This window comes from Lacinutrix mariniflava, assembly GCF_001418015.1.
GTDB lineage: Bacteria > Bacteroidota > Bacteroidia > Flavobacteriales > Flavobacteriaceae > Lacinutrix > Lacinutrix mariniflava.
This window is the reverse complement of sequence record NZ_LIQG01000016.1, coordinates 53,878-75,244: the sequence shown is the minus strand read 5'-3', so window position 1 is coordinate 75,244 and position 21,367 is coordinate 53,878. Positions and strand designations below refer to the sequence as shown.

Genomic DNA, 21,367 nt, shown 5'->3' with positions numbered 1-21,367 from the left:
TTCGGCTTTTTTTTATTTCATATAGATTAATAACCTATTATCCATCAGGATGCATAAACTTCTGCTTTCCTAATAATGCGTCTTCAGTTTCAACATGCTCATCATCTGGAACACAACAATCTACAGGACATACAGCAGCACATTGTGGCTCTTCATGAAACCCAACACACTCAGTACACTTATCTGGTACAATGTAATAAACTTCATCGCTAATAGGCTCTTGAGCCTCCTCAGCGTCTACAGCTTTTCCATCTGTAAGAACAATATTTCCTTCTAAACTTGTTCCATCTTTATATCTCCAATCGTCAGCACCTTCATAAATTGCAGTATTCGGGCATTCTGGCTCGCATGCTCCACAATTTATACATTCGTCTGTTATAATAATTGCCATAGTAATTCTTTTATTTAGTTTGCGTAAATTTGCAATTGCAAAAATAAAGCCAAAACCATTCATAACCAAATACAGAATGACTTTAGAACAAAGAATTAACGCTTTCACAAAATTAGGCGCTTTTATTAGTCAATTTTCTTCGGAAGAATTCAAGAAACATATCAATATTCCACATAACGATTTATTTTATGATGGATTTAAGCATCAAATAAAATTAGCACAAGAGTATAATGGCTGGTTTACAAAGACTAATATCGTTTTTGCGTTAAACGGATGGATTAATTCGTTAACAGCAAATCAATTAACAAAATGGACTTCTTCTTATAATTTTACCGAGAATACGTCTCAAAATGTAGCCATTATTATGGCAGGTAACATACCTTTAGTTGGTTTTCATGATTTTATTTCTGTGTTAATTTCAGGACATTCGGTTTTAGTCAAACAATCGTCTAACGACAAGCACCTACTACCTTTTCTTGCAAAATATCTAGAGCACGTAGAGCCAGAATTTAAAGGAAAAATAAGTTTTACTGAAGGGAAAATGGAAAACTTCGATGCAGTGATTGCTACTGGAAGTTCTAATACAGCGCGTTATTTTGAATATTATTTTAAAGATAAACCTTCAATAATTAGAAAAAACAGAAACTCTATTGCTGTTTTAACAGGAAACGAATCTCATGAAGAGCTTGAGAACCTTTCTGAAGACATTTTTAGATATTATGGATTAGGATGTAGAAATGTTTCAAAACTATTTCTACCAAAAGACTATAACTTCGATGCCTTTTTTAAAGCCATGTATAAGTGGAATCCTATTATAAACGAATCTAAATATGCAAATAACTACGATTATAATAAGGCCGTTTATATAATGAGTGAATTTGCTATGTTGGAAAATGGTTTTCTTATGATAAAAGAAGACCAAAGCTTCGCGTCACCAATAGCAACCGTGTTTTACGAATATTATGATGACATTAACTCGCTAAAGAACATTTTAAAAGATGACTCTGAAAAAATACAATGCATTGTAGCTAAAGATTTTATTGAAAGTGAGGTTAACTTTGGAAGCACTCAAAAACCAGAACTTTGGGATTATGCAGATAATGTAGATACTATTACATTTTTATTAAACTTATAAAAATATAAATACCATTCAGTTTTTATAATGCTTATTGATATATTTAGTTTAACTTTTTGAACAACGTAAAGACACAGAACTAAACATCCTCAATACCAATACATTAGACTTCATATTAATAAGTTAAAAACTGTATCAAAAACTGCATTTAATTTAAGTTACAATATATATATTGTTCTTTTGCGAAAAAATTAAACATTAACATTTGTTAAAATTATCGCTAATAAATTATCATATTAATAACAGAAAACAATTCAATATTTAGCACCTTTGTATTCTTGTTATTCAAATCATTTTAAAAGAAAATGAAATATTAATACATCCTGAAATAAATTCAGCATACCATGAAAAGACACAATTTTAGCGCAGGACCTTGCGTATTACCTAAAGAAGTAATTTTAAAAGCTTCGGAAGCCTTATTAGATTTCGATAACGGATTATCTTTAATAGAAATATCGCATAGAAGTAAACCTTTTGTAGACGTAATGGAAAAAGCTAGAGCTTTAGCTTTAGAGCTTTTAGGCTTAGAAGGTAAAGGATATAAAGCTTTATTTTTACAAGGTGGAGCAAGTACTCAATTTTTAATGGTTGCTCTTAATTTATTAGAAAAACGTGCTGGGTATTTAAATACAGGAGCATGGAGTGATAAAGCTATTAAAGAAGCTAAAATTTACGATGATGTTTACGAAGTAGCATCTTCTAAAGAAGCAAATTACAACTATATCCCTAAAGGATACGATGTGCCTTCAGATTACGACTATTTTCACTGTACTTCTAACAATACCATTTTTGGAACACAAATGAAAAGTTTTCCAAAAGTAGATATTCCATTGGTTTGCGATATGAGTAGTGACATTTTCTCTCGTACATTAGATTTTTCTCAATTTGATTTAATTTATGCTGGAGCTCAAAAAAATATGGGCCCTGCAGGAACAACTTTAGTTGTTATTAAAGAAGATATTCTAGGTAAAGTATCTCGTAAAATGCCATCTATGATGGATTACAAAGTACATATCGATAAAGGCAGTATGTTTAATACGCCTCCAGTATTTGCAGTATATACATCTATGTTAACTATGCAATGGTTAAAAGACTTAGGTGGTATAAAAGCAATAGAAAAAGAGAACGAAAAGAAAGCAATTGTAATGTATTCTGAAATAGATTTAAATCCTCTATTTAAAGGTTTTGCAGCAAAAGAGGACCGTTCTAAAATGAATGCAACCTTTACTTTAGAGAATGAAAACCTTAAAGAAACTTTCGATGCTATGTGTAAAGAAGGTGGTATTAACGGTATTAATGGTCATAGAAGTGTTGGTGGTTACAGAGCATCAATGTACAATGCTTTATCACTAGACAGTGTAAAAGTATTAGTAGAGATCATGAGTGAATTAGAAAGTAAAGCTTAAAACTAGTTAACATCAATAAACCGTTTTACATTCTAAATATTAAAAATAAAATAATTTTAAGTTGAAAAATTAATCGTTTAAAACACTTTTAATTTTTCGCCTTTTTCATAACAATAATTAATAATATTCTCATAAAAATGAGAGTAACGAAATAAATTTCTATGAAAGTATTAGCAAACGATGGTATTTCTCAAAGTGGAATTGACGCTTTAGAAAGTGCTGGATTCGAAGTATCTACAACAACAGTAGCACAAGAACAATTAGCAAACTATATTAACGAAAACAAAATTAGTGTTGTTTTGGTGCGTAGTGCAACAACAGTAAGAAAAGAAGTTATTGATGCTTGTCCAGATTTAAAAATTATTGGACGTGGTGGTGTTGGTATGGATAATATCGATGTCGATTATGCACGTGAACAAGGGCTACATGTTATTAATACACCTGCAGCTTCTTCTCAATCTGTAGCCGAATTAGTATTCGCTCACCTTTTTACAGGTGTACGTTACTTATACGATTCTAATAGAAACATGCCGTTAGATGGAGATACTCAATTTAAGAAACTTAAGAAAAACTATGCTAAAGGAGTTGAATTAAGAGGAAAAACTCTTGGTATAATTGGTTTTGGACGTATAGGTCAAGAAGTTGCTAAAATAGGTTTAGGTGTTGGTATGAAAGTTATTGCTGCCGATAAATTTATTGAAACTGCCGATGTATCTGTCGATTTTTTCGATGGACAATCTGCAACCTTTAATATTAAGACACAAACAATGGACGATGTTTTAAAACAATCAGACTTTGTAACTCTTCACGTACCTGCACAAAAAGACTATGTAATTGGTCAAGCACAATTTGACATGATGAAAGAAGGTTCTGCTTTAATAAATGCTGCGCGTGGCGGTGTTGTTAACGAAGTAGAATTAGTAAAAGCTTTAGACAGTGGAAAAATTGCATTTGCTGGTTTAGATACGTTTCAAGATGAACCAACTCCTGCTGTTCAAGTACTTATGAATCCAAAAATATCGTTGACACCACATATTGGTGCAGCAACAAATGAAGCACAAGATCGTATTGGTGTTGAATTAGCGACACAAATCAAAAATCTGTTACTTGTCGATAATAACTAACAGTTTATCGGTTAAATAATAGAATATATAAAAACCTAAAGCCTTAATATTAACGTTAAGGCTTTTTTCATGTACCTTTTCCAAACAATAACAACTTAAACCATATTAAAGAATGTCAGGAATTTTAGATTTATTAGGAAGTGATTTAGGAAAATCAATAATTAGCGGTGTTGCTGGATCAACAGGAAACGACTCAGCTAAAACCAGTAGTGTACTTACAATGGCTTTACCAGTACTAATGAAAGCTATGCAACGTAATGCCTCTACTCCAGAGGGAGCAGAAGGACTTATGGGAGCAATACAAGGAAAACATAATGGAAGCATATTAGATAATCTTGGCGGATTGTTTGGTGGCGGTGTTGATGATGAAGTAAAAAATGATGGAGATAAAATTTTAAGTCACGTTTTAGGAGCTAAAAAAGAAGGTGTTGAAAAAATTATTGGTGAAAAATCTGGATTAGATGCTAGTTCAGTAGCAAACATTTTAAAAGTTGCAGCTCCTATTTTAATGGGTGTTTTAGGAAAACAAGCACAACAACAAAATGTAAGCTCTTCTAATGGTATTGGAGATTTATTAGGCGGCTTATTAGGAGGAAACTCAGCCGATAAAGAGCAAAGTTTCTTAGAATCTATTTTAGATGCAGATGGAGATGGAAGTATTGTAGATGATGTAGCTGGAATGGTACTTGGCGGAGCAAAAAGCAAAGGTGGTCTTGGTGGACTATTAGGAGGTCTTTTTGGAAAGTAAAATTTTAAAACCTAAAAATAATATAAAAAGAGTCGAACGAAAGTTTGGCTCTTTTTATTTCTAATAGTTAAACCATCTATATAAATCGTATTTTTATAAAAATTATAATCATGAAAAACACGCTTTTTTTACTCGCAATTATAGCTCTAGTTTTTTCTTGTAATTCTTCTAAAAAACCGACATCACAAATAAAGGAAGATATTCAATTAAAAAAAGGTGATACCATTAAAATATCTGGCGATACTGTCGAGTACGACGTTATTATTATAGAAGCAGGTTTCGGCTCATACTTAGCTTCTACTGCAAAGCCCGAAGGTTTTTATACACAGAGCTATTTAGAGAATAAGAATATTCGCTACGTTCAAGAATGGAATAGACGCGTATTACAGCCTACGCGATACAACTCTAATTTATACGAAATGGAAATTAACTATTTTCATGGTACAGATTATGGTTATGAAGTAAACTACAAAATGTATAACTACTTTGTTTATTTTCAAAATAGATATAACCAAAACCTTTTAGGCACTAGAGTTCCTCAAAATTAATTTATATTTGCGCGTTCTAAAAACAATACAATGGAACAATTTAAAAAACGTTGGGAAATTACAAAAAACTGGCAGCTACTATTTCCTATAATTGGTATACTCGGTCTTTTTTATTCAGGGTTTAAAATAGCTGGATTGTTTAGAGAAGAAAATCATATCGCTTTTCAAATTGCATTTGCTTTATTAATCACCTTTTTTCTAATACGTTTGGTTTTAGTCCTTTTTAAAAAACTAGAAAACAAGTGGGTAGTAAAACAACGTTGGGAAATAATTAGAATATTTATAGTTTTCGCAATCACTGGATCTTCCTCTTTATTGGTTGGTAGACCTTTTATTAAATTTATAGGAATTACTAAAGAAAACTTAAATGTCTTTGTCTATTGGTTTTTATATATTATCATTGGTCTCGTTTTCTATCAAATTATATTGGTAACCATTGGCTATTTACTTGGTCAAGGCAAGTTTTTCTGGGAGTTCGAGAAGAAAATGTTACGTCGTTTTGGTTTAGGACGATTTTTAGATTAAATGCAAAAAAAAATACAACATATTATCTTTAGAAGTATAGCAATCTTGCTATTGCTTGCTGTTGTATTACCTTCTGTTGCTAAGTTTGGTCATGTTTTTGAAAACCATAAACATGAAGTTTGTAGCAATCCTTCAGATAGTCATTTTCATGAAGTTAATGTCGATTGTGAATTTTATAAGTTTAAATTAAATAACACTTTTTCTTTTGTTTTTAACGGTGTTATAATTCCTCAAATTAAAAACAATCATAAGAATATATTTTCTAAATATTTCTTTATTAACAGCTACAAAAGCTTTGGTATTGCATTAAGAGGCCCACCTTCTACTACTCTTTCTTATTCTTAAATTACTTTCAAACAGTAATATTAGTACATGCTTTTTTATGATGTTCATCGTAAAAACATATTCCTTATTTAACTAGAAATTAATGAGATACTATTTAGTATTGAATTAACATTACGCTCTATATTTATATGCGTTTATTTTTATTAATGCTACTTTTAATAAGTAGCCAATTTGCCGTTTCTCAAAATTGCACCAATACTCTTACTGGTACAGTAGTAGATTTACATGATAACAGCATGTTAATTGATGCTAAAGTTACGGTTTCAGAAACCCAACAAATAGCTTTAACCGATTTTGAAGGTAAATTTAGTATCTCTAATTTATGCAACAAAACGTATACCTTAGAAGTATATCATGCATTTTGTAACTCAAAAACTTATAAAATAGATATTTCTGGTAATCTTGAAAAGGTTTTTCGTTTAGAACACCATTTAGAAGAATTAAATGAAATTATTCTAGAAGGAAAACACATAAAAGAAATAACAAAGACTACCCTTGAAAATAAAATATCTAAAGAAGAACTTGAGCGTAATAGTGCAAAATCTCTTGGTGATGTTTTAAATAATATCTCTGGCGTAACGTCTTTAAATACAGGAAACACTATTGTAAAACCAATTATTAATGGTTTGCATAGTAGTCGTGTTGCGGTTATGAATGATGGTTTAAGAATGGAGGATCAAGATTGGGGAAGCGAACATGCCCCAAACATCGATATTAATGCTATAGATAATATTACTGTAATAAAAGGAGCAAGTGCTTTACAGTATAGCGGAAGCGCAATAGGTGGTATTATTGTTACAGAAATGGCTAAAACTCCTGTTAAAGACAGTTTATATGGTAAAACAATAGCAACAGGATCTACAAATGGTCGTGGAGGATCTATTACTTCTCAATTAACTAAAAGCTATAAGAGCGGTTGGTATGGAAAAGTTCAAGGTTCGACTAAGCGATTTGGAGATTTTAATGCACCGGATTACAACTTAAGCAACACAGGTGTTTTTGAACGTAGTTTTTCACTTCGCGCTGGTATTAATCAATTTAATTCCGGTGTAGAAGCCTACTATTCGTTGTATAAAGTAAAAACTGGGATTTTAAGAGCTTCGCATATAGGTGGTGCAGAAGATCAGGTTAGAGCTATTAATAGTGCTGAACCTTTAATTATTGAAGACTTTACATACGATATTGATGCTCCTTATCAAGATGTTGAACATCAAATAGCAAGAATAAAGGCTTTTAAAAAGTTTAATAATCTTGGAACGTTAAATTTTCAGTATGGATTTCAACAAAATAAGAGATTAGAATTTGATGTTAGACGTGGTGAGGATAAAGACGAGGCTTCTTTAGATTTAAAACTGAGCACTCATACACTCCTTTTAGATTTGGACTCTAAAATTTCTAGTACTTCTAAATTAAAATTAGGTCTAACAGGACAATACCAAACTAATTTTGCTGATCCAAGTACAGGAGTTAGGAGGTTAATTCCAGATTACGACAAGTATAATGTTGGTGCTTATGCTATTTTAGATAAAAAAATCAACAACCAATTACTTTTTGAAGTTGGTGCTCGATTTGATTATACTTATTTAGATGCTTATAAGTTTTATAGAACCTCATTCTGGGAAAGTAGAAATTATGATACTATTTTTCAAGATATAGTTATTGAAGGTGATTTTGGAAATCAAGTTTTAGCAAATCCAAAGTTAAACTTTTACAACCCTTCAGCAACCGCAGGAGTTAACTATACATTTAACGACGATTATAAACTTTTATTTAATTACTCTTTAGCTTCTAGAGCACCAAATCCATCCGAATTGTTTAGTGAAGGTTTACACCATTCTGCATCAAGAATAGAGCTTGGAGATTTACAATTCAATTCTGAAACTGCTAGCAAAATTTCGCTAACATTACAAAGAGAAAATAACAATTTTAGTTTTTCAATAAATCCTTATGTTAATTTTATTAAAGATTTTATTGTTATCGAACCAATAGAAATCCAACAAACTATTCGTGGTAATTTTCAAGTTTGGGAATATAGACAAACCAATGCTAGACTATTAGGAGTAGACGTTAATAGTGCTTTTAAGTTAACAAATAACTTTAAGCTTAATAACCAATTTTCTATAGTAAAAGGAAAAGACCTCTCCTTTAACGAAGCTTTAATAAGTATGCCCGCTGCGAGCACAAAAAATGCTATTATTTATAATAATAAAAAACTAAACAACTTATACTTAAAGTTGCAAAGTGAATATGTTTTTGAACAAAATGAATACCCAGATAATAACTTTGAAGTATTTATTGCCGAAACAGAAACCACAGAGATTGTAGATGTTAGCACACCTCCTGCTGCATACCATTTACTAAGCTTTAATTCTAGTGCAGACTTTAAGTTAAGTAACAAAACATTTTTAACCGTAGGACTTGATGTTTCAAATGTTTTTAACACATCCTACAGAAATTACTTAAATCGAACGCGCTATTATGCAGACGAATTAGGTAGAAATTTTTCAGTAAACATAAAAATCAATTATTAAATTTAAAACACAAAAACAATGAAAAATATTAAATTTTTAACACTAGCACTTATTTCAATTCTTTCTTTCAACGCATGTTCTAGCGATGACGACACGCTTCCTACTCCTGTGAATGAAGAAGAGATTATTACAACAGTAAATGTTACATTAACACCTCAAGGAACTGAAGGAACAGTAATAACCTTACAAAAACAAGATTTAGATGGAGACGGACCTAACGCTCCTACTTTTAATGTTTCTGGAGATTTAATCGCAGGTGTTATATATGATGGATCTATTGAATTATTAAACGAAACTGAAAATCCTGCTGAGGATATTACAGAAGAAGTTGAAGAAGAAAGTGATGATCACCAATTTTTTTACACATTAAATGGAGGACTTGATTTAACAACAACTTATACTAATTTTGATAACGATGGTAATAACTTAGGAACAGAATTTACATTAGAAGCTGGAGCAGCAAGTAATGGTACATTAACGTTTACTTTACGTCACGAGCCTTCTAAACCTAATACTGGATTATCTGATGCTGGTGGAGAAACTGATGTAGAAGCTACTTTTTCTTTAAATATTCTATAAAAGTCTATTAAAATAGTAAAATAAAAAAGCTCAGAATTATATTAATTCTGAGTTTTTTTTGTCTAAAAATAACACAATAACAACAGTTGTTATAACTTAGCGCTTTCTTATATTTTAAGATTGGTATATTCCACATTACAGGTTTCTATGAAAATAAATGTCAAAACTACCCAAAGCGCATAAATTTATTGATCTTTCAGACTATGGAAGACCAATAGCAAGAATTATTGCAATCAATTTAAAAAACACCTCCTTTACTCCTATTCATGTTACTATTTGGTTTGTAATTTCTGGATTATTAGCTATTTATTGCATTCTTAATGCCCAATATTGGTTAGCTGCTTTTTTTCTGATTTTAAAGTCGATTTTAGATGCTGCAGATGGAGAGCTAGCTCGCGTTAAACAAACACCATCGTATACTGGTCGGTTTTTAGATTCTATTTCAGACATTATTTTAAACTTTTTAATTTTTATTACAATCTGGTATATTACAGATACTAGTATTTGGCTTACCATACTTGCTTTTTTAGGAATACAATTGCAAGGCACACTATACAATTACTATTATGTAATTTTAAGAAATAAGTTTAATGGAGACACTACTAGTCGTGTGTTTGAAGACAAAACACCTGTTGCTTTACCTGGTGAAAAACAAAAACATGTTACTTTTCTTTTTAGGCTATACAAACTATTATATGGTGCATTTGATAGCATTATTTATAAGCTTGACCATAATGCTAGTAAAGGTAAAATATTTCCAAAATGGTTAATGTCTAGCGTTTCTACCTTCGGATTAGGTTTTCAATTACTAATAATTGCCGTAATGTTAGTGTTAGGGTTTAAACAACTTATAGTGCCTTTCTTTCTAACCTATACTATAATGGTTTTTGTTTTTATAGGTATACGTAAGAAATTCTACTAAAAACTTTAATTATATTAAACAAAAATCCCAATCAATATAAATATTGACCGGGATTAAATTTTAATCTAAACCTTTAAATAAAGGTTTCTTTCTTCTAGTTTAAAACTAATTTTTTAGAAATAGAATTATTTGCTGTTCTTATGTTAATAACATAAATACCAGAAGATAATTCGCTAACATCTAATCTATTATTTCCAGAACTTAGCGCCATTGTTTTAATTACCTGTCCTGTAATTGAAACTATTTCCATTTTAATTTCTCCAGAAATAGTATTATCTAAATTAATATTAATAGTCCCATTTGATGGGTTAGGAAACATGTTAAAAGTAGAACTTAAATTAAGATCATCAACAGACAAAGTCACTTGAGATTCATAAGCACCAATATCTCTTGAAGCTCCAAATACAGATTGACCAATTTGATCTGTAAAAGTATCTGCCGAATCACCTGCGTCAAATGCAGGAGAAGAATCTAAAAGATTATGTGTTAAAGTTGTTCCTCCATTATCCTGTAAAGCTCCTAATAAAGGATCCATTCCTTCAATATCATTAGCTGCAGCAGAAAATACATTTAGATCATCCATTCCAATTAAATTATAATTGTTTGATACTAATACTCCAGAAACATCTATTCCAGAAGTCGCTGTATTTAATGCAACAATTGTATTTTTAAGTGTTACGGTGTTAACCGCATCAACTCCACCAGCAATTCCCATAGAGGTGTTAAATGCTACTGTTACTGCATTTAAATCTAAACTTGCACCATTATTAGTTAAACCTCCACCTGAAACAGTAGCGGTATTACCAGAAATTGTACTTCTCATTACTGTAGTTATAGAACCTGTATTGTTATAGATACCACCACCTTCATTAGCTGCAGCATTTCCAGAAATTGTGCTTGTATCTATAGATACTGTTCCACTTGTTCCAGTAACATGTAATCCACCTCCGTTTCCTGGTGCAGCAGTTCCGGCTGTTCCATTAACATCATTATTTAACATTGAAGAACTCATAAAAATTAATGTACCATCAATAACCTCAATTGCACCACCAGCTCTATTTGCTGCGTTAGAATCGAAAGTAGAATCTGTAATAGTTACAGCTCCTGCAGTACTTAATAAACCTCCACCAGAAGCTGAAGTTCCTGTAGACATATTATTAGAAACTATTGTTCCGTTTACTACGTTTAATGTTCCTCCATTGTTAAATATTCCTGCTCCTCCTTGATTGGCTGCACTACCTAATGCTATATTAGCATCAATAGTTACACCATCTACTAACATTACTCCCGTACCATTCCATAGTCCTGCACCTTCACGACCAGCAGAGTTACCATTAACAGTTCCTCCTGTAATTGTAAAGTCTTGCATTCCTGAAATATGTAGTCCACCACCATTTCCTGGTGCTGCTACTGCCGGAGAGACTCCTGCATTGTTGTTATTTAATGCTGTGTTAGATAATAAAGCTGTTCCTATACCAGCTACAACTTCTATTCCTCCACCTGCTCTGTTCGCTCTGTTTCCAGTTATAAACGAATCTATTGCGCTAAAACTAGCATCTGCATCTACCAAGATTCCTCCTCCTGAACCAGAAGCACCATCTGCTATGTTATTTGAAACTGTTGCTCCATTTACAAGGATTACTGTTCCATTTGATAAAGCGTAAATTCCTCCTCCACCTTCTGAAGCAGTTGCTCCACTCGCGGTATTAGCATCTATAGTTGTACCATCAATAGTTAATGTTCCCATTCCATTCCATAGTCCTCCTCCTTCTGACGCTGCAGTATTCATATTTACTGTTCCATCTATTAAAGTAACAGTACTATTTCCACTTACATGTAAACCTCCACCATTTCCTGGTGCTCCTGCTCCTGTAACAATACCTGCATCATTAGAATTTAAACTAACATTGGTAAGCGTTACTGCTCCTCCTCCATTTGTTTCAATTCCGCCGCCTGCTCTGTTAGCTGTATTATCCATTATTGTAATACCATCTGCGATTAATGTTCCCGCTGCATTTAATATTCCTCCACCTGTAGATTGTGCACCATCTGCAACATTATTTATTATAGCAGTTGTTCCTGATAAATCTAATGTTCCGCCTTCGTTGTAGATTCCTCCACCTCCAGCTGCTCCTGGTGTTGTACCATCATTTCCTGATGCTGTATTACCATCTACTGTATAATTTGAAACAGTCATTATTCCAGAACCATTCCATAATCCACCACCTTCATTAGCTGCACTATTTCCATTTGCTGTTCCTCCAGAAATTGAAATATCTTGAGCTCCTGAAATATGTAATCCTCCTCCACTTCCTGGAGCAGCGACTGCTGGTGAAACTCCTGCATTATTATTATCTAGAGTCGTATTGATTAACATAATTGTTCCAGCTCCAGCGACGATTTCTATTCCTCCACCTGCTCTGTTAGCTTGGTTTCCTATAATTGAAGAACCATCAACATTTAGACTTGCTCCATCTACTAAGATTCCTCCTCCTGAACCAGAAGTTCCATCTGCTATGTTATTTGAAACTATCGCTCCATTTACAAGGTTTACTGTTCCATTTGTTAATGCGTAGATTCCTCCACCACCTTCTGAAGCTGTTGCTCCACTTGCTGTATTAGCATCTATAGTTGTACCATCGATAGTTAATGTTCCCATTCCGTTCCATAGTCCTCCTCCTTCTGATGCTGCAGTATTCATATTTACTGTTCCACCTGTTAAAGTAATAGCACTATTTCCACTTACGTGTAAACCTCCACCATTTCCTGGTGCTCCTGCTCCTGTAACAATACCTGCATCATTAGAATTTAAACTAACATTGGTAAGCGTTACTGCTCCACCTCCATTTGTTTCTATTCCTCCACCCGCTCTGTTAGCAGTATTATCCATTATTATAATACCATCTGCATTTAATGTTCCTGCTGCATTTAATATTCCTCCACCTGTAGATTGTGCGCCATCTGCAACATTATTTACTATAGAAGTAGATCCTGATAAATTTAATGTTCCGCCTTCGTTGTAGATTCCTCCACCTCCAGCTGCTCCAGGTGTTGTTCCATCATTTCCTGATGCTGTATTACCATCTACCGCATGGTTTGATACAGTCATTATTCCTGAACCATTCCATAGACCTCCACCTTCGTTTGCGGCACTATTTCCATTAGTTGTTCCTCCTGTTATATTAGTTGTCGCAGATCCAGTTACGTGTAATCCTCCTCCACTTCCTGGAGCGGCTACTGCCGGTAAAACTCCTGCATTATTATTATCTAATGTAACATTAACAAGATTTAAAATACCTCCTGCTAACTCAATTCCTCCTCCAGCTCTATTGGCTTGATTCATTGTAATTGAAGATCCATTAACTGTAACATCTCCTCCTGTACTAAAAACTCCACCTCCAGATCCTGAAGCTCCATCAACTATATTATTACTAATCGTAGTCATGTTTTGTACTACAAGTGTTCCTCCATTATTAAAAATTCCTGCTCCACCATCATCTGATGCAGGTCCACTTGCTGTATTTCCATCTATAATTACTCCATCAACAGTCATGATTCCTGATCCATTCCATAATCCTCCACCTTCTCTTGCTGCTGTATTCATATTAACAGTTCCTCCTGTAATATTAGAATTCGCTGCTCCTGTTATATGAAGTCCTCCTCCATTTCCTGGTGCAGATCCTGTTGCATTTGAATTTAAAGTTGTAGACGTTAAATTTAATGTTCCCTCTATTAATTCAATTCCTCCACCTGCTCTGTTTGACGTGTTAGATGTAATTGTAGAACCAACAACAGTAACTATTCCATCGGTTGACATAATACCACCACCAGAACCTGAAGTTCCTGTTGCTGTGTTATTAGTTATCGTTGTTCCGTTTTCTACTGTTAAGGTGCCTCCATTATTAAAAATGGCACCACCTCCATCATTCGCGGTAACGCCTTGTGCATCATTTCCATTTAAAGTAGTTCCATTTACAGTCATTGCTGCTGTGCTATTCCATAAACCACCACCTTCTCTCGCAGCCATATTATTACTAATAGTACCACCTGTTATCACAGCTGTTCCACTTCCACTTATATGAAGACCTCCTCCATTTCCAGGACTAGCTACAGCTGGTGCAACACCAGTATTATTTCCGTTTATGTTAAAGTTACCAGACATAGCTATTGAACCGTCTATAATTTCAATTGCACCACCTGCACGATTAGATCTGTTAAAAGCTAATACAGCATCTATTATATTTACTGAGCCATCAGTACTTAAAATAGCACCTCCAGAACCCGCTGTTCCATCTGCTATATTATTTGTTAATGCAGAAGCATTTCCAACAACTAATGTTCCTCCGTTATTAAAAATTGCTCCTCCACCATCGTCTGCAGCATCACCCGAAGCGATATTATTATCTAAAAATGTAAAACTTACATCCATAGTTCCTAAATTATTCCATAGTCCACCACCTTCGATTGCTGCTAAGTTATTCGAAATCGTAGAAAACCCTGAAACTGTCGCATTTGTAGTTCCAGATAAATGAACAGCTCCTCCATTTCCTGGGTTCGCCATCGCTCCTAATCCAATATCCATACCTGCTGAGTTTCCAGTAAGTGTTACACCATCTAAAGTTAATGTTCCTCCAGAAGAATCTTCAATACCTCCTCCAGCTCTACTAGCATAATTTCCCGTAATAGATAATCCATTGGCTAAATTTAAAATACCATCTACATTGTTAAAAATCGCTCCACCACGACCTCCTGGTGTAGCTCCCATTGCTATGTTTCCTGTTAATGTTGTTGTGGCATCAATATCTATTGTTCCACTACCATTATTAAATAATGCTCCTCCTCCAGTTACATCTCCAACTGCTGAATTACCCGATATAGTTACACCATTTAAATCTAAAAGACCACTTCCATTCCATAATCCACCACCTTCTCGAGCAGCAGTATTTCCTATTACAGTTCCATCATTTACAATAGCACTTCCCGGTCCAGTAATATGTAAACCTCCTCCATTTCCTGGAGCTGCTGTTGCCGGTGCAACTCCTGCATTATTATTATCTAAATTCACATTGTTTAGAGTAATTGCTAATCCTGTTCCTGAGTTATCTTCTATACCACCACCAGCTCTATTCGCTTGATTTGACGAAATCTCCGTATCATTAACTATTAAGACTCCACCAACATCATTAAAAATTGCACCACCTGAACCAGGTGTACCGTTTGCAATATTTCCTGTTAGTACTGAATCACTAATAGTTACAGATGCATTAGAAATAAAAATGGCTCCACCATTATCAGCTAAGCCATTTGTTAAATTTAAGTTTTCTAATACTACAGAACCTGCTGTAATATTAAATATTCTTCCTGTGTTATTTGCATCTACAGATATTGTAGAACTTGATGCACCCGAAATAGTTAGATTTTTATCTATTAATATTTCTCCTGAAATTAAAGTAATTGCAGTCACTGCGGGATCGAATGTTACAGTGCTTCCTGCAGCAGCATTTGCTACTTCCACTCGAAGCGTTCCTGGAGATCCATCATCTGCAGAACTCGTAACGAGCTGACCGAATGAAGTTGTTGTTGTGAAAATTGCTAAGACAAAAGCAATCAATAAAGTAGTTTTGTTTTTCATTTTAAAAGGTGTTTGGTTAATAAATAAAACTTGCCTTTAAATATGCTTACTTAAACCTATTAAGATAATCGAATCTTAATATTACCTAAGTATAAAAAATTCATTTTAACTAAAATACCTAAAGACCAAATACCTACGTAAAAATTTAAAACTAGGTTTTAAATTTTTCTACTTTTAACATAAAATTAAGATAAATAGCTATTTATAAATTAAAATAATAACAAAAAAAGCACTCCTAAGAGTGCTTTTAATAACCATTTATATCAAAAATATTAAAATTCTAATATCTGCGCAGCATGATCTTTAGTTTTCACTTTATCAATAACATGAGCAACCACTCCATTCTCGTCTACCAAAAATGTTTTTCTATGAATGCCATCATAAGTTTTACCCATAAATTTCTTTTCTCCCCAAACTCCAAAAGCTTCAATAACCTCCTTGTTTTCATCTGCTAACAAGGGAAATGGAAATTCGTATTTAGTTTTAAAATTCGATTGTCTCTTTTCGCTATCTGCACTTACTCCCAAAATTTCGTAACCCTTTTCTTGTAGCGCTTTATAGTTATCTGTTAAATTACATGCTTCTGCAGTACAACCTGGTGTACTTGCCTTAGGATAAAAGAAAACAACTAATTTCTTACCTTTATAATCACTTAAGGAAATTGCATTTCCATCTTGATCGTTTACTGTAAAATCTGGTACTTTATCTCCTTGTTTTAATGTATTCATAGTTGTAATTTTGATTTTTATTCTATTACCAATATTTTTATAAGATTGGTATTCTTCAAAAATACAACTAATGACTAAACAAGAAAAGGTTGATTTCGTTATAAATACGTTAAATACATTATATCCAGAAATACCTATACCTCTAGATCACAAAGATCCGTACACCTTATTAGTTGCTGTTTTATTATCTGCGCAATGCACAGATGTTCGTGTAAATAAAATTACACCGCTTCTTTTTGCTAAAGCAGATAATCCTTACGATATGATAAAAATGAGTGTTGAAGAGATAAAAGAAATTATTAGACCTTGTGGATTATCACCAATGAAAAGTAAAGGTATTCACGGGCTTTCTCATATTCTTATAGACAAACACAATGGAGAAGTGCCACAAAGTTTTGAATATTTAGAAGAGTTACCTGCTGTAGGACATAAAACTGCAGGTGTCGTTATGTCTCAAGCATTTGGTGTACCTGCTTTTCCTATAGACACTCATATTCATAGATTAATGTACAGATGGAATTTAACCAATGGTAAAAACGTAACCCAAACCGAAAAAGATGCCAAACGTTTGTTTCCAGAAGAGACTTGGAACGACTTACATCTCCAGATAATTTGGTATGGAAGAGAGTATTCTCCTGCTCGAGGTTGGGATTTAGATAAAGATATTATTACTAAAACAATAGGTAGAAGTACTGTATTGCAAGAGTATGAGAAGTCAAGAAAATAATTATATAGTAGAAATTGAAAAACATGAATAATCATTTCCTCTCTTTAGTTAAAGAGCGGTGATTTTGTGAAACAGAATCGGAGAGTTTAAAATAAAATGTAAAGCTATTTCATTAAATACAAAAGTACTCAATCATCAGTTATTATTATTATTAAATAACATCATCCTTAAAAAAACTTAAAAAAAAATCCTGATTATAACTAATCAGGATTTCTAGTCTAATTCAGAAGTGCTTCAAACTTCAGGTTTTTATAACTTATAACACTTAAAGCCTTGGAATAATTAAGAACGAAATTAATGGTCTCATCTTTAGGAATCATTTTTTTGTTCATTTTAGAATTTTCAGAGTAAATTTTCGCCATGTATTTGTTTGTTTTTTTCAAATAGATAACGGCAAATTTATTCTAATATTGTATAAACCCTAATTAGTTAAAATAATATTATGCTTCTCAATAACCTTACGCATATTAATTAACGCATATCGCATACGCCCTAATGCCGTATTGATGCTAACACCAGTACGTTCTGAGATCTCTTTAAAACTCATATCTTGATACATGCGCATTACCAAAACCTCTTTTTGATCCTCTGGTAATTCTTCAATTAAACGCCTAACATCCTCTTCTACCTGTTCCTTGATAATTGCCTTTTCTGCATTTAAGCTCGAATCACTTAAAACAGAAAAAATACTAAAATCACCACTATTTTGAAATTTAGGCATGCGATTATTCTTCCTAAAATGATCTATAACTAAATTATGAGCTATACGCATTACCCACGGTAAAAACTTACCTTCTTCATTATATTTCCCTAATTTTAATGTACGAATGACTTTTATAAAAGTGTCTTGAAAAACATCTTCTGCTACATCCCTATCGTAAACTTTCGAATAGATAAAACTGTAAATACGTTGTTTATGTCTTTTAATTAAAATTTCTAGAGAAGATTCGTCGCCTTCAATATAACTACTAACTAGTGTAGCATCTGAGATAAGTTCTTTACGCATAATCATTACTTTTAATAGCAGAAGTTAGGGCTTCGGCTTGGGTTAATTAATTTAAAAAGTAATGTTATGTTATAGGCTTGACAATTAGTTTATTAATATTGAGGTAAATATAACAACAATCATTCCGAAAAAACAATAAAAATTTAAATTTTTAACATTTTATTGTGCAATAATGTGTTTTATAAGCTCCTATTTAAGTGTTATCTTTGCTCTTCTTATAGACAAAAACACCTATGAACACTAAGCTTTCCGAAGTAAACCCTAAACATAACATCATTATAAAAGGTGCTAGATTGCACAACTTAAAAAATATTGATGTCGTTATACCTAGAAATAAATTAGTAGTAATTACTGGCTTATCTGGTTCTGGAAAGTCGAGTTTAGCCTTCGATACTTTATATGCCGAAGGTCAAAGACGCTATGTAGAAAGCCTTTCTAGTTATGCTAGACAATTTTTAGGGCGTTTAAATAAACCAAAAGTAGATTATATAAAAGGTATTGCACCTGCCATTGCTATTGAACAAAAAGTAAATTCTACAAACCCACGTTCTACAGTTGGTACAACTACAGAGATTTACGATTATTTTAAATTGTTATTCGCTAGAATTGGTAAAACTATTTCTCCTGTTTCTGGACAAGAAGTAAAAAAAGATAGTGTTACAGATGTTTTAAATTACATAAAAGCAATAGCACAAGGTGAAAAACTCCTACTCCTCGCTCCTATTCATTTAGAAGAAGGCCGTGAAATGAGCGACAAACTAAAAGCTTTAAATGCACAAGGTTATGCCAGAATAAAAGCTAATGGAGAAGTACTCCGTTTGGATAAAGCTGATGGTATTACAGAAAAAACTAAAGACCTTTTTTTAGTTGTCGATCGTATTGTAACCAAAGATGATGAGGATTTTTATAATAGATTAGCAGATGCTATACAAACTGCCTTTTTTGAAGGTAAAGGTGAATGTTTTATAGAACAATTGACTGATAATACTACCAGACAGTTTTCTAATAAATTTGAATTAGATGGTATTACTTTTTTAGAACCCAACGTACATTTATTTAGTTTTAATAACCCTTATGGCGCTTGCCCTAAATGTGAAGGTTATGGAGATGTAATTGGTATTGACGACGATTTAGTAATCCCAAATACAGCTTTATCTGTTTACGAAAATGCTATATTTCCGTGGAGAGGAGAAAGTATGAGCTGGTATCGTGATCAATTAGTTAATAATTCTCATCATTTCGAATTCCCTATTCATAAGCCATACTTTGAATTAAAACAAAAAGACAAAGATTTAATTTGGACTGGTAATAAGTATTTTGAAGGTTTAAAGACCTTCTTTGCAGAACTTGAAAGCAAAGCCTATAAAATACAAAACCGAGTAATGCTTTCACGTTACAGAGGAAAAACAAAATGTAAGATTTGTAATGGTAAGCGTTTAAGACCAGAAGCAAATTATGTAAAAATAGCCGGTGCTACTTTAACCGATTTGGTTGAGATGCCTTTAGATAAATTAACTGTATTCTTTAAAGAATTAGAGTTAAATGAGCATGATACAACAATTGCAAAACGCCTTTTAAAAGAAATTGAAAATCGCTTAGATTTTTTAACTAACGTAGGATTGAATTATTTAACGTTAAATAGAAAATCTAATACGCTATCTGGTGGAGAAAGTCAACGAATAAATTTAGCCACCTCATTGGGTAGTAGTTTGGTAGGCTCTATGTATATTTTAGATGAACCAAGTATTGGATTACACCCAAAAGATACGGAAAGGTTAATTTTAGTATTAAAAGCTTTACGCGATTTAGGAAACACAGTAATTGTTGTTGAGCATGATGAAGACATCATGAAAGAAGCAGACGAAATTATTGATATTGGACCGGAAGCAGGAACATTAGGCGGCCATGTGGTTGCCACAGGAAACTTTGCAGCTATTTTAGCTTCAGAATCCTTAACTGCTCAATATTTAAATGAAACACTTAAAATTGAAGTTCCAAAGAAACGACGTACTTCCAAGTACAGTATTGACATAAAAGGTGCTAGAGAAAACAATTTAAAAAATATAGACGTTAGTTTTCCTTTAGGCATGTTAACTGTTATTACTGGTGTTTCTGGAAGTGGAAAAAGTACATTAGTAAAGAAAATATTATTTCCTGCAATACAAAAACAATTGACTGGCTTTGGAGATAAACCAGGACAGTTTTCAGAATTAAAAGGAAACTATAGTAATGTAAAACATATTGAGTTTGTAGACCAGAATCCTATTGGTCGCTCGTCTCGCTCAAATCCTGTAACCTACATAAAAGCTTATGACGATATTCGTGCCCTTTATAGTAAACAAAAACTAAGTAGTATTAGAAATTACGCTGCAAAGCATTTTAGTTTTAATGTAGATGGTGGACGTTGCGAAACTTGTAAAGGTGAAGGACAAGTAACTATAGAAATGCAGTTTATGGCCGATGTGCATTTAGAATGTGAAACCTGTAAAGGCAAGCGTTTTAAGAAAGAAGTACTTGAAGTGACCTTTGCAGATAAAAATATAGACGACATTTTAAACATGACTATCGACGATGCCATTGCATTTTTTGAGGATAATCATGTTACTAAAATTAAAAATAAACTACAGCCTTTACAAGATGTTGGTTTAGGTTATGTAACACTTGGGCAAAGCTCTTCTACACTTTCTGGAGGAGAAGCACAACGTATTAAATTAGCTTCGTTTTTAGGAAAAGGAAACACTAAAGAAACGGCTTTATTTATTTTTGATGAACCTACAACAGGATTGCACTTTCATGATATTCAAAAGCTATTAAAATCGCTTAATGCTTTAATTGAAAAAGGCCACTCTATTATTGTTGTAGAGCATAATTTAGAACTTATTAAGTGTGCAGATCACATTATAGATTTAGGTCCAACAGGTGGAGAATATGGCGGACAATTGGTTGCTTTTGGAACTCCCGAAGAAATTGTAAAAGTTAAAGCGTCAGAAACTGGAAAGTATTTGAAGGATAAGATTTAA

At 32.9% G+C, this 21,367-nt stretch carries 16 protein-coding genes; 12 read left to right on the top strand and 4 right to left on the bottom strand.

The window, feature by feature from the left end; genetic code table 11:
* Positions 1-37: 37 nt before the first annotated feature.
* Complete coding sequence (locus ASC44_RS01485) at positions 38-391, bottom strand: 4Fe-4S dicluster domain-containing protein (RefSeq protein WP_055445858.1); 354 nt, start codon at positions 389-391, stop codon at positions 38-40.
* A 76-nt stretch (positions 392-467) separates the two neighbouring features.
* Between ASC44_RS01485 and ASC44_RS01480 the strand changes: the two genes are divergently transcribed.
* From ASC44_RS01480 to ASC44_RS01435, 10 genes are all read left to right on the top strand, one after another.
* Positions 468-1,526, top strand: coding sequence for an acyl-CoA reductase (locus ASC44_RS01480; RefSeq protein ID WP_055445857.1), 1,059 nt, complete (start codon positions 468-470; stop codon positions 1,524-1,526).
* 344 nt (positions 1,527-1,870) lie between these two features.
* The gene (gene serC, locus ASC44_RS01475) at positions 1,871-2,932 is read left to right on the top strand and encodes a 3-phosphoserine/phosphohydroxythreonine transaminase (RefSeq protein WP_055437300.1); all 1,062 of its coding nucleotides are present in this window, start codon (positions 1,871-1,873) and stop codon (positions 2,930-2,932) included.
* Positions 2,933-3,093: 161 nt separating this feature from the next.
* Positions 3,094-4,056: a D-2-hydroxyacid dehydrogenase gene (locus tag ASC44_RS01470; RefSeq protein ID WP_055445851.1), complete on the top strand. Its 963-nt coding sequence runs from the start codon at positions 3,094-3,096 to the stop codon at positions 4,054-4,056.
* A 112-nt stretch (positions 4,057-4,168) separates the two neighbouring features.
* A complete protein-coding gene (locus ASC44_RS01465) occupies positions 4,169-4,804 on the top strand; it encodes a DUF937 domain-containing protein (protein WP_055445850.1) in 636 nt (211 codons plus the stop codon).
* Between the two features lie 110 nt (positions 4,805-4,914).
* Positions 4,915-5,352 carry a DUF6146 family protein gene (locus ASC44_RS01460; RefSeq protein WP_055445849.1) on the top strand — a complete coding sequence of 146 codons (438 nt, stop codon included), beginning with the start codon at positions 4,915-4,917 and terminating at the stop codon, positions 5,350-5,352.
* A gap of 30 nt (positions 5,353-5,382) precedes the next feature.
* Positions 5,383-5,877, top strand: a complete 495-nt coding sequence (locus tag ASC44_RS01455) for a DUF6787 family protein (protein WP_055445848.1) — start codon at positions 5,383-5,385, stop codon at positions 5,875-5,877.
* Positions 5,878-6,222 (top strand): hypothetical protein, encoded by a 345-nt coding sequence (locus tag ASC44_RS01450; protein ID WP_055445847.1) that lies wholly within the window; start codon positions 5,878-5,880, stop codon positions 6,220-6,222.
* Positions 6,223-6,350: 128 nt separating this feature from the next.
* Positions 6,351-8,753: a TonB-dependent receptor gene (locus ASC44_RS01445; RefSeq protein WP_152973247.1), complete on the top strand. Its 2,403-nt coding sequence runs from the start codon at positions 6,351-6,353 to the stop codon at positions 8,751-8,753.
* Positions 8,754-8,771: 18 nt separating this feature from the next.
* The gene (locus ASC44_RS01440) at positions 8,772-9,332 is read left to right on the top strand and encodes a hypothetical protein (RefSeq protein ID WP_055445845.1); all 561 of its coding nucleotides are present in this window, start codon (positions 8,772-8,774) and stop codon (positions 9,330-9,332) included.
* A 157-nt stretch (positions 9,333-9,489) separates the two neighbouring features.
* Positions 9,490-10,254: a CDP-alcohol phosphatidyltransferase family protein gene (locus ASC44_RS01435; RefSeq protein ID WP_055445844.1), complete on the top strand. Its 765-nt coding sequence runs from the start codon at positions 9,490-9,492 to the stop codon at positions 10,252-10,254.
* A 94-nt stretch (positions 10,255-10,348) separates the two neighbouring features.
* On the opposite strand, the gene ASC44_RS01430 is transcribed toward ASC44_RS01435, so the two are convergent.
* Together ASC44_RS01430 and bcp are read right to left on the bottom strand one after the other, a co-directional pair.
* Positions 10,349-15,886, bottom strand: coding sequence for a T9SS type A sorting domain-containing protein (locus tag ASC44_RS01430; protein WP_055445843.1), 5,538 nt, complete (start codon positions 15,884-15,886; stop codon positions 10,349-10,351).
* A 272-nt stretch (positions 15,887-16,158) separates the two neighbouring features.
* A complete protein-coding gene (bcp, locus tag ASC44_RS01425; protein ID WP_055445842.1) occupies positions 16,159-16,614 on the bottom strand; it encodes a thioredoxin-dependent thiol peroxidase in 456 nt (151 codons plus the stop codon).
* 70 nt (positions 16,615-16,684) lie between these two features.
* Here bcp and ASC44_RS01420 point away from each other — a divergent pair, with 70 nt between their 5' ends.
* Positions 16,685-17,341 carry an endonuclease III domain-containing protein gene (locus tag ASC44_RS01420; protein ID WP_055445841.1) on the top strand — a complete coding sequence of 219 codons (657 nt, stop codon included), beginning with the start codon at positions 16,685-16,687 and terminating at the stop codon, positions 17,339-17,341.
* 421 nt (positions 17,342-17,762) lie between these two features.
* Here ASC44_RS01420 and ASC44_RS01415 read toward each other — a convergent pair whose 3' ends face one another.
* On the bottom strand, positions 17,763-18,347 hold the full coding sequence (locus ASC44_RS01415) for an RNA polymerase sigma factor (RefSeq protein WP_055445856.1): 585 nt from the start codon (positions 18,345-18,347) through the stop codon (positions 17,763-17,765).
* A 233-nt stretch (positions 18,348-18,580) separates the two neighbouring features.
* Between ASC44_RS01415 and uvrA the strand changes: the two genes are divergently transcribed.
* Complete coding sequence (gene uvrA, locus ASC44_RS01410; RefSeq protein WP_055445840.1) at positions 18,581-21,367, top strand: excinuclease ABC subunit UvrA; 2,787 nt, start codon at positions 18,581-18,583, stop codon at positions 21,365-21,367.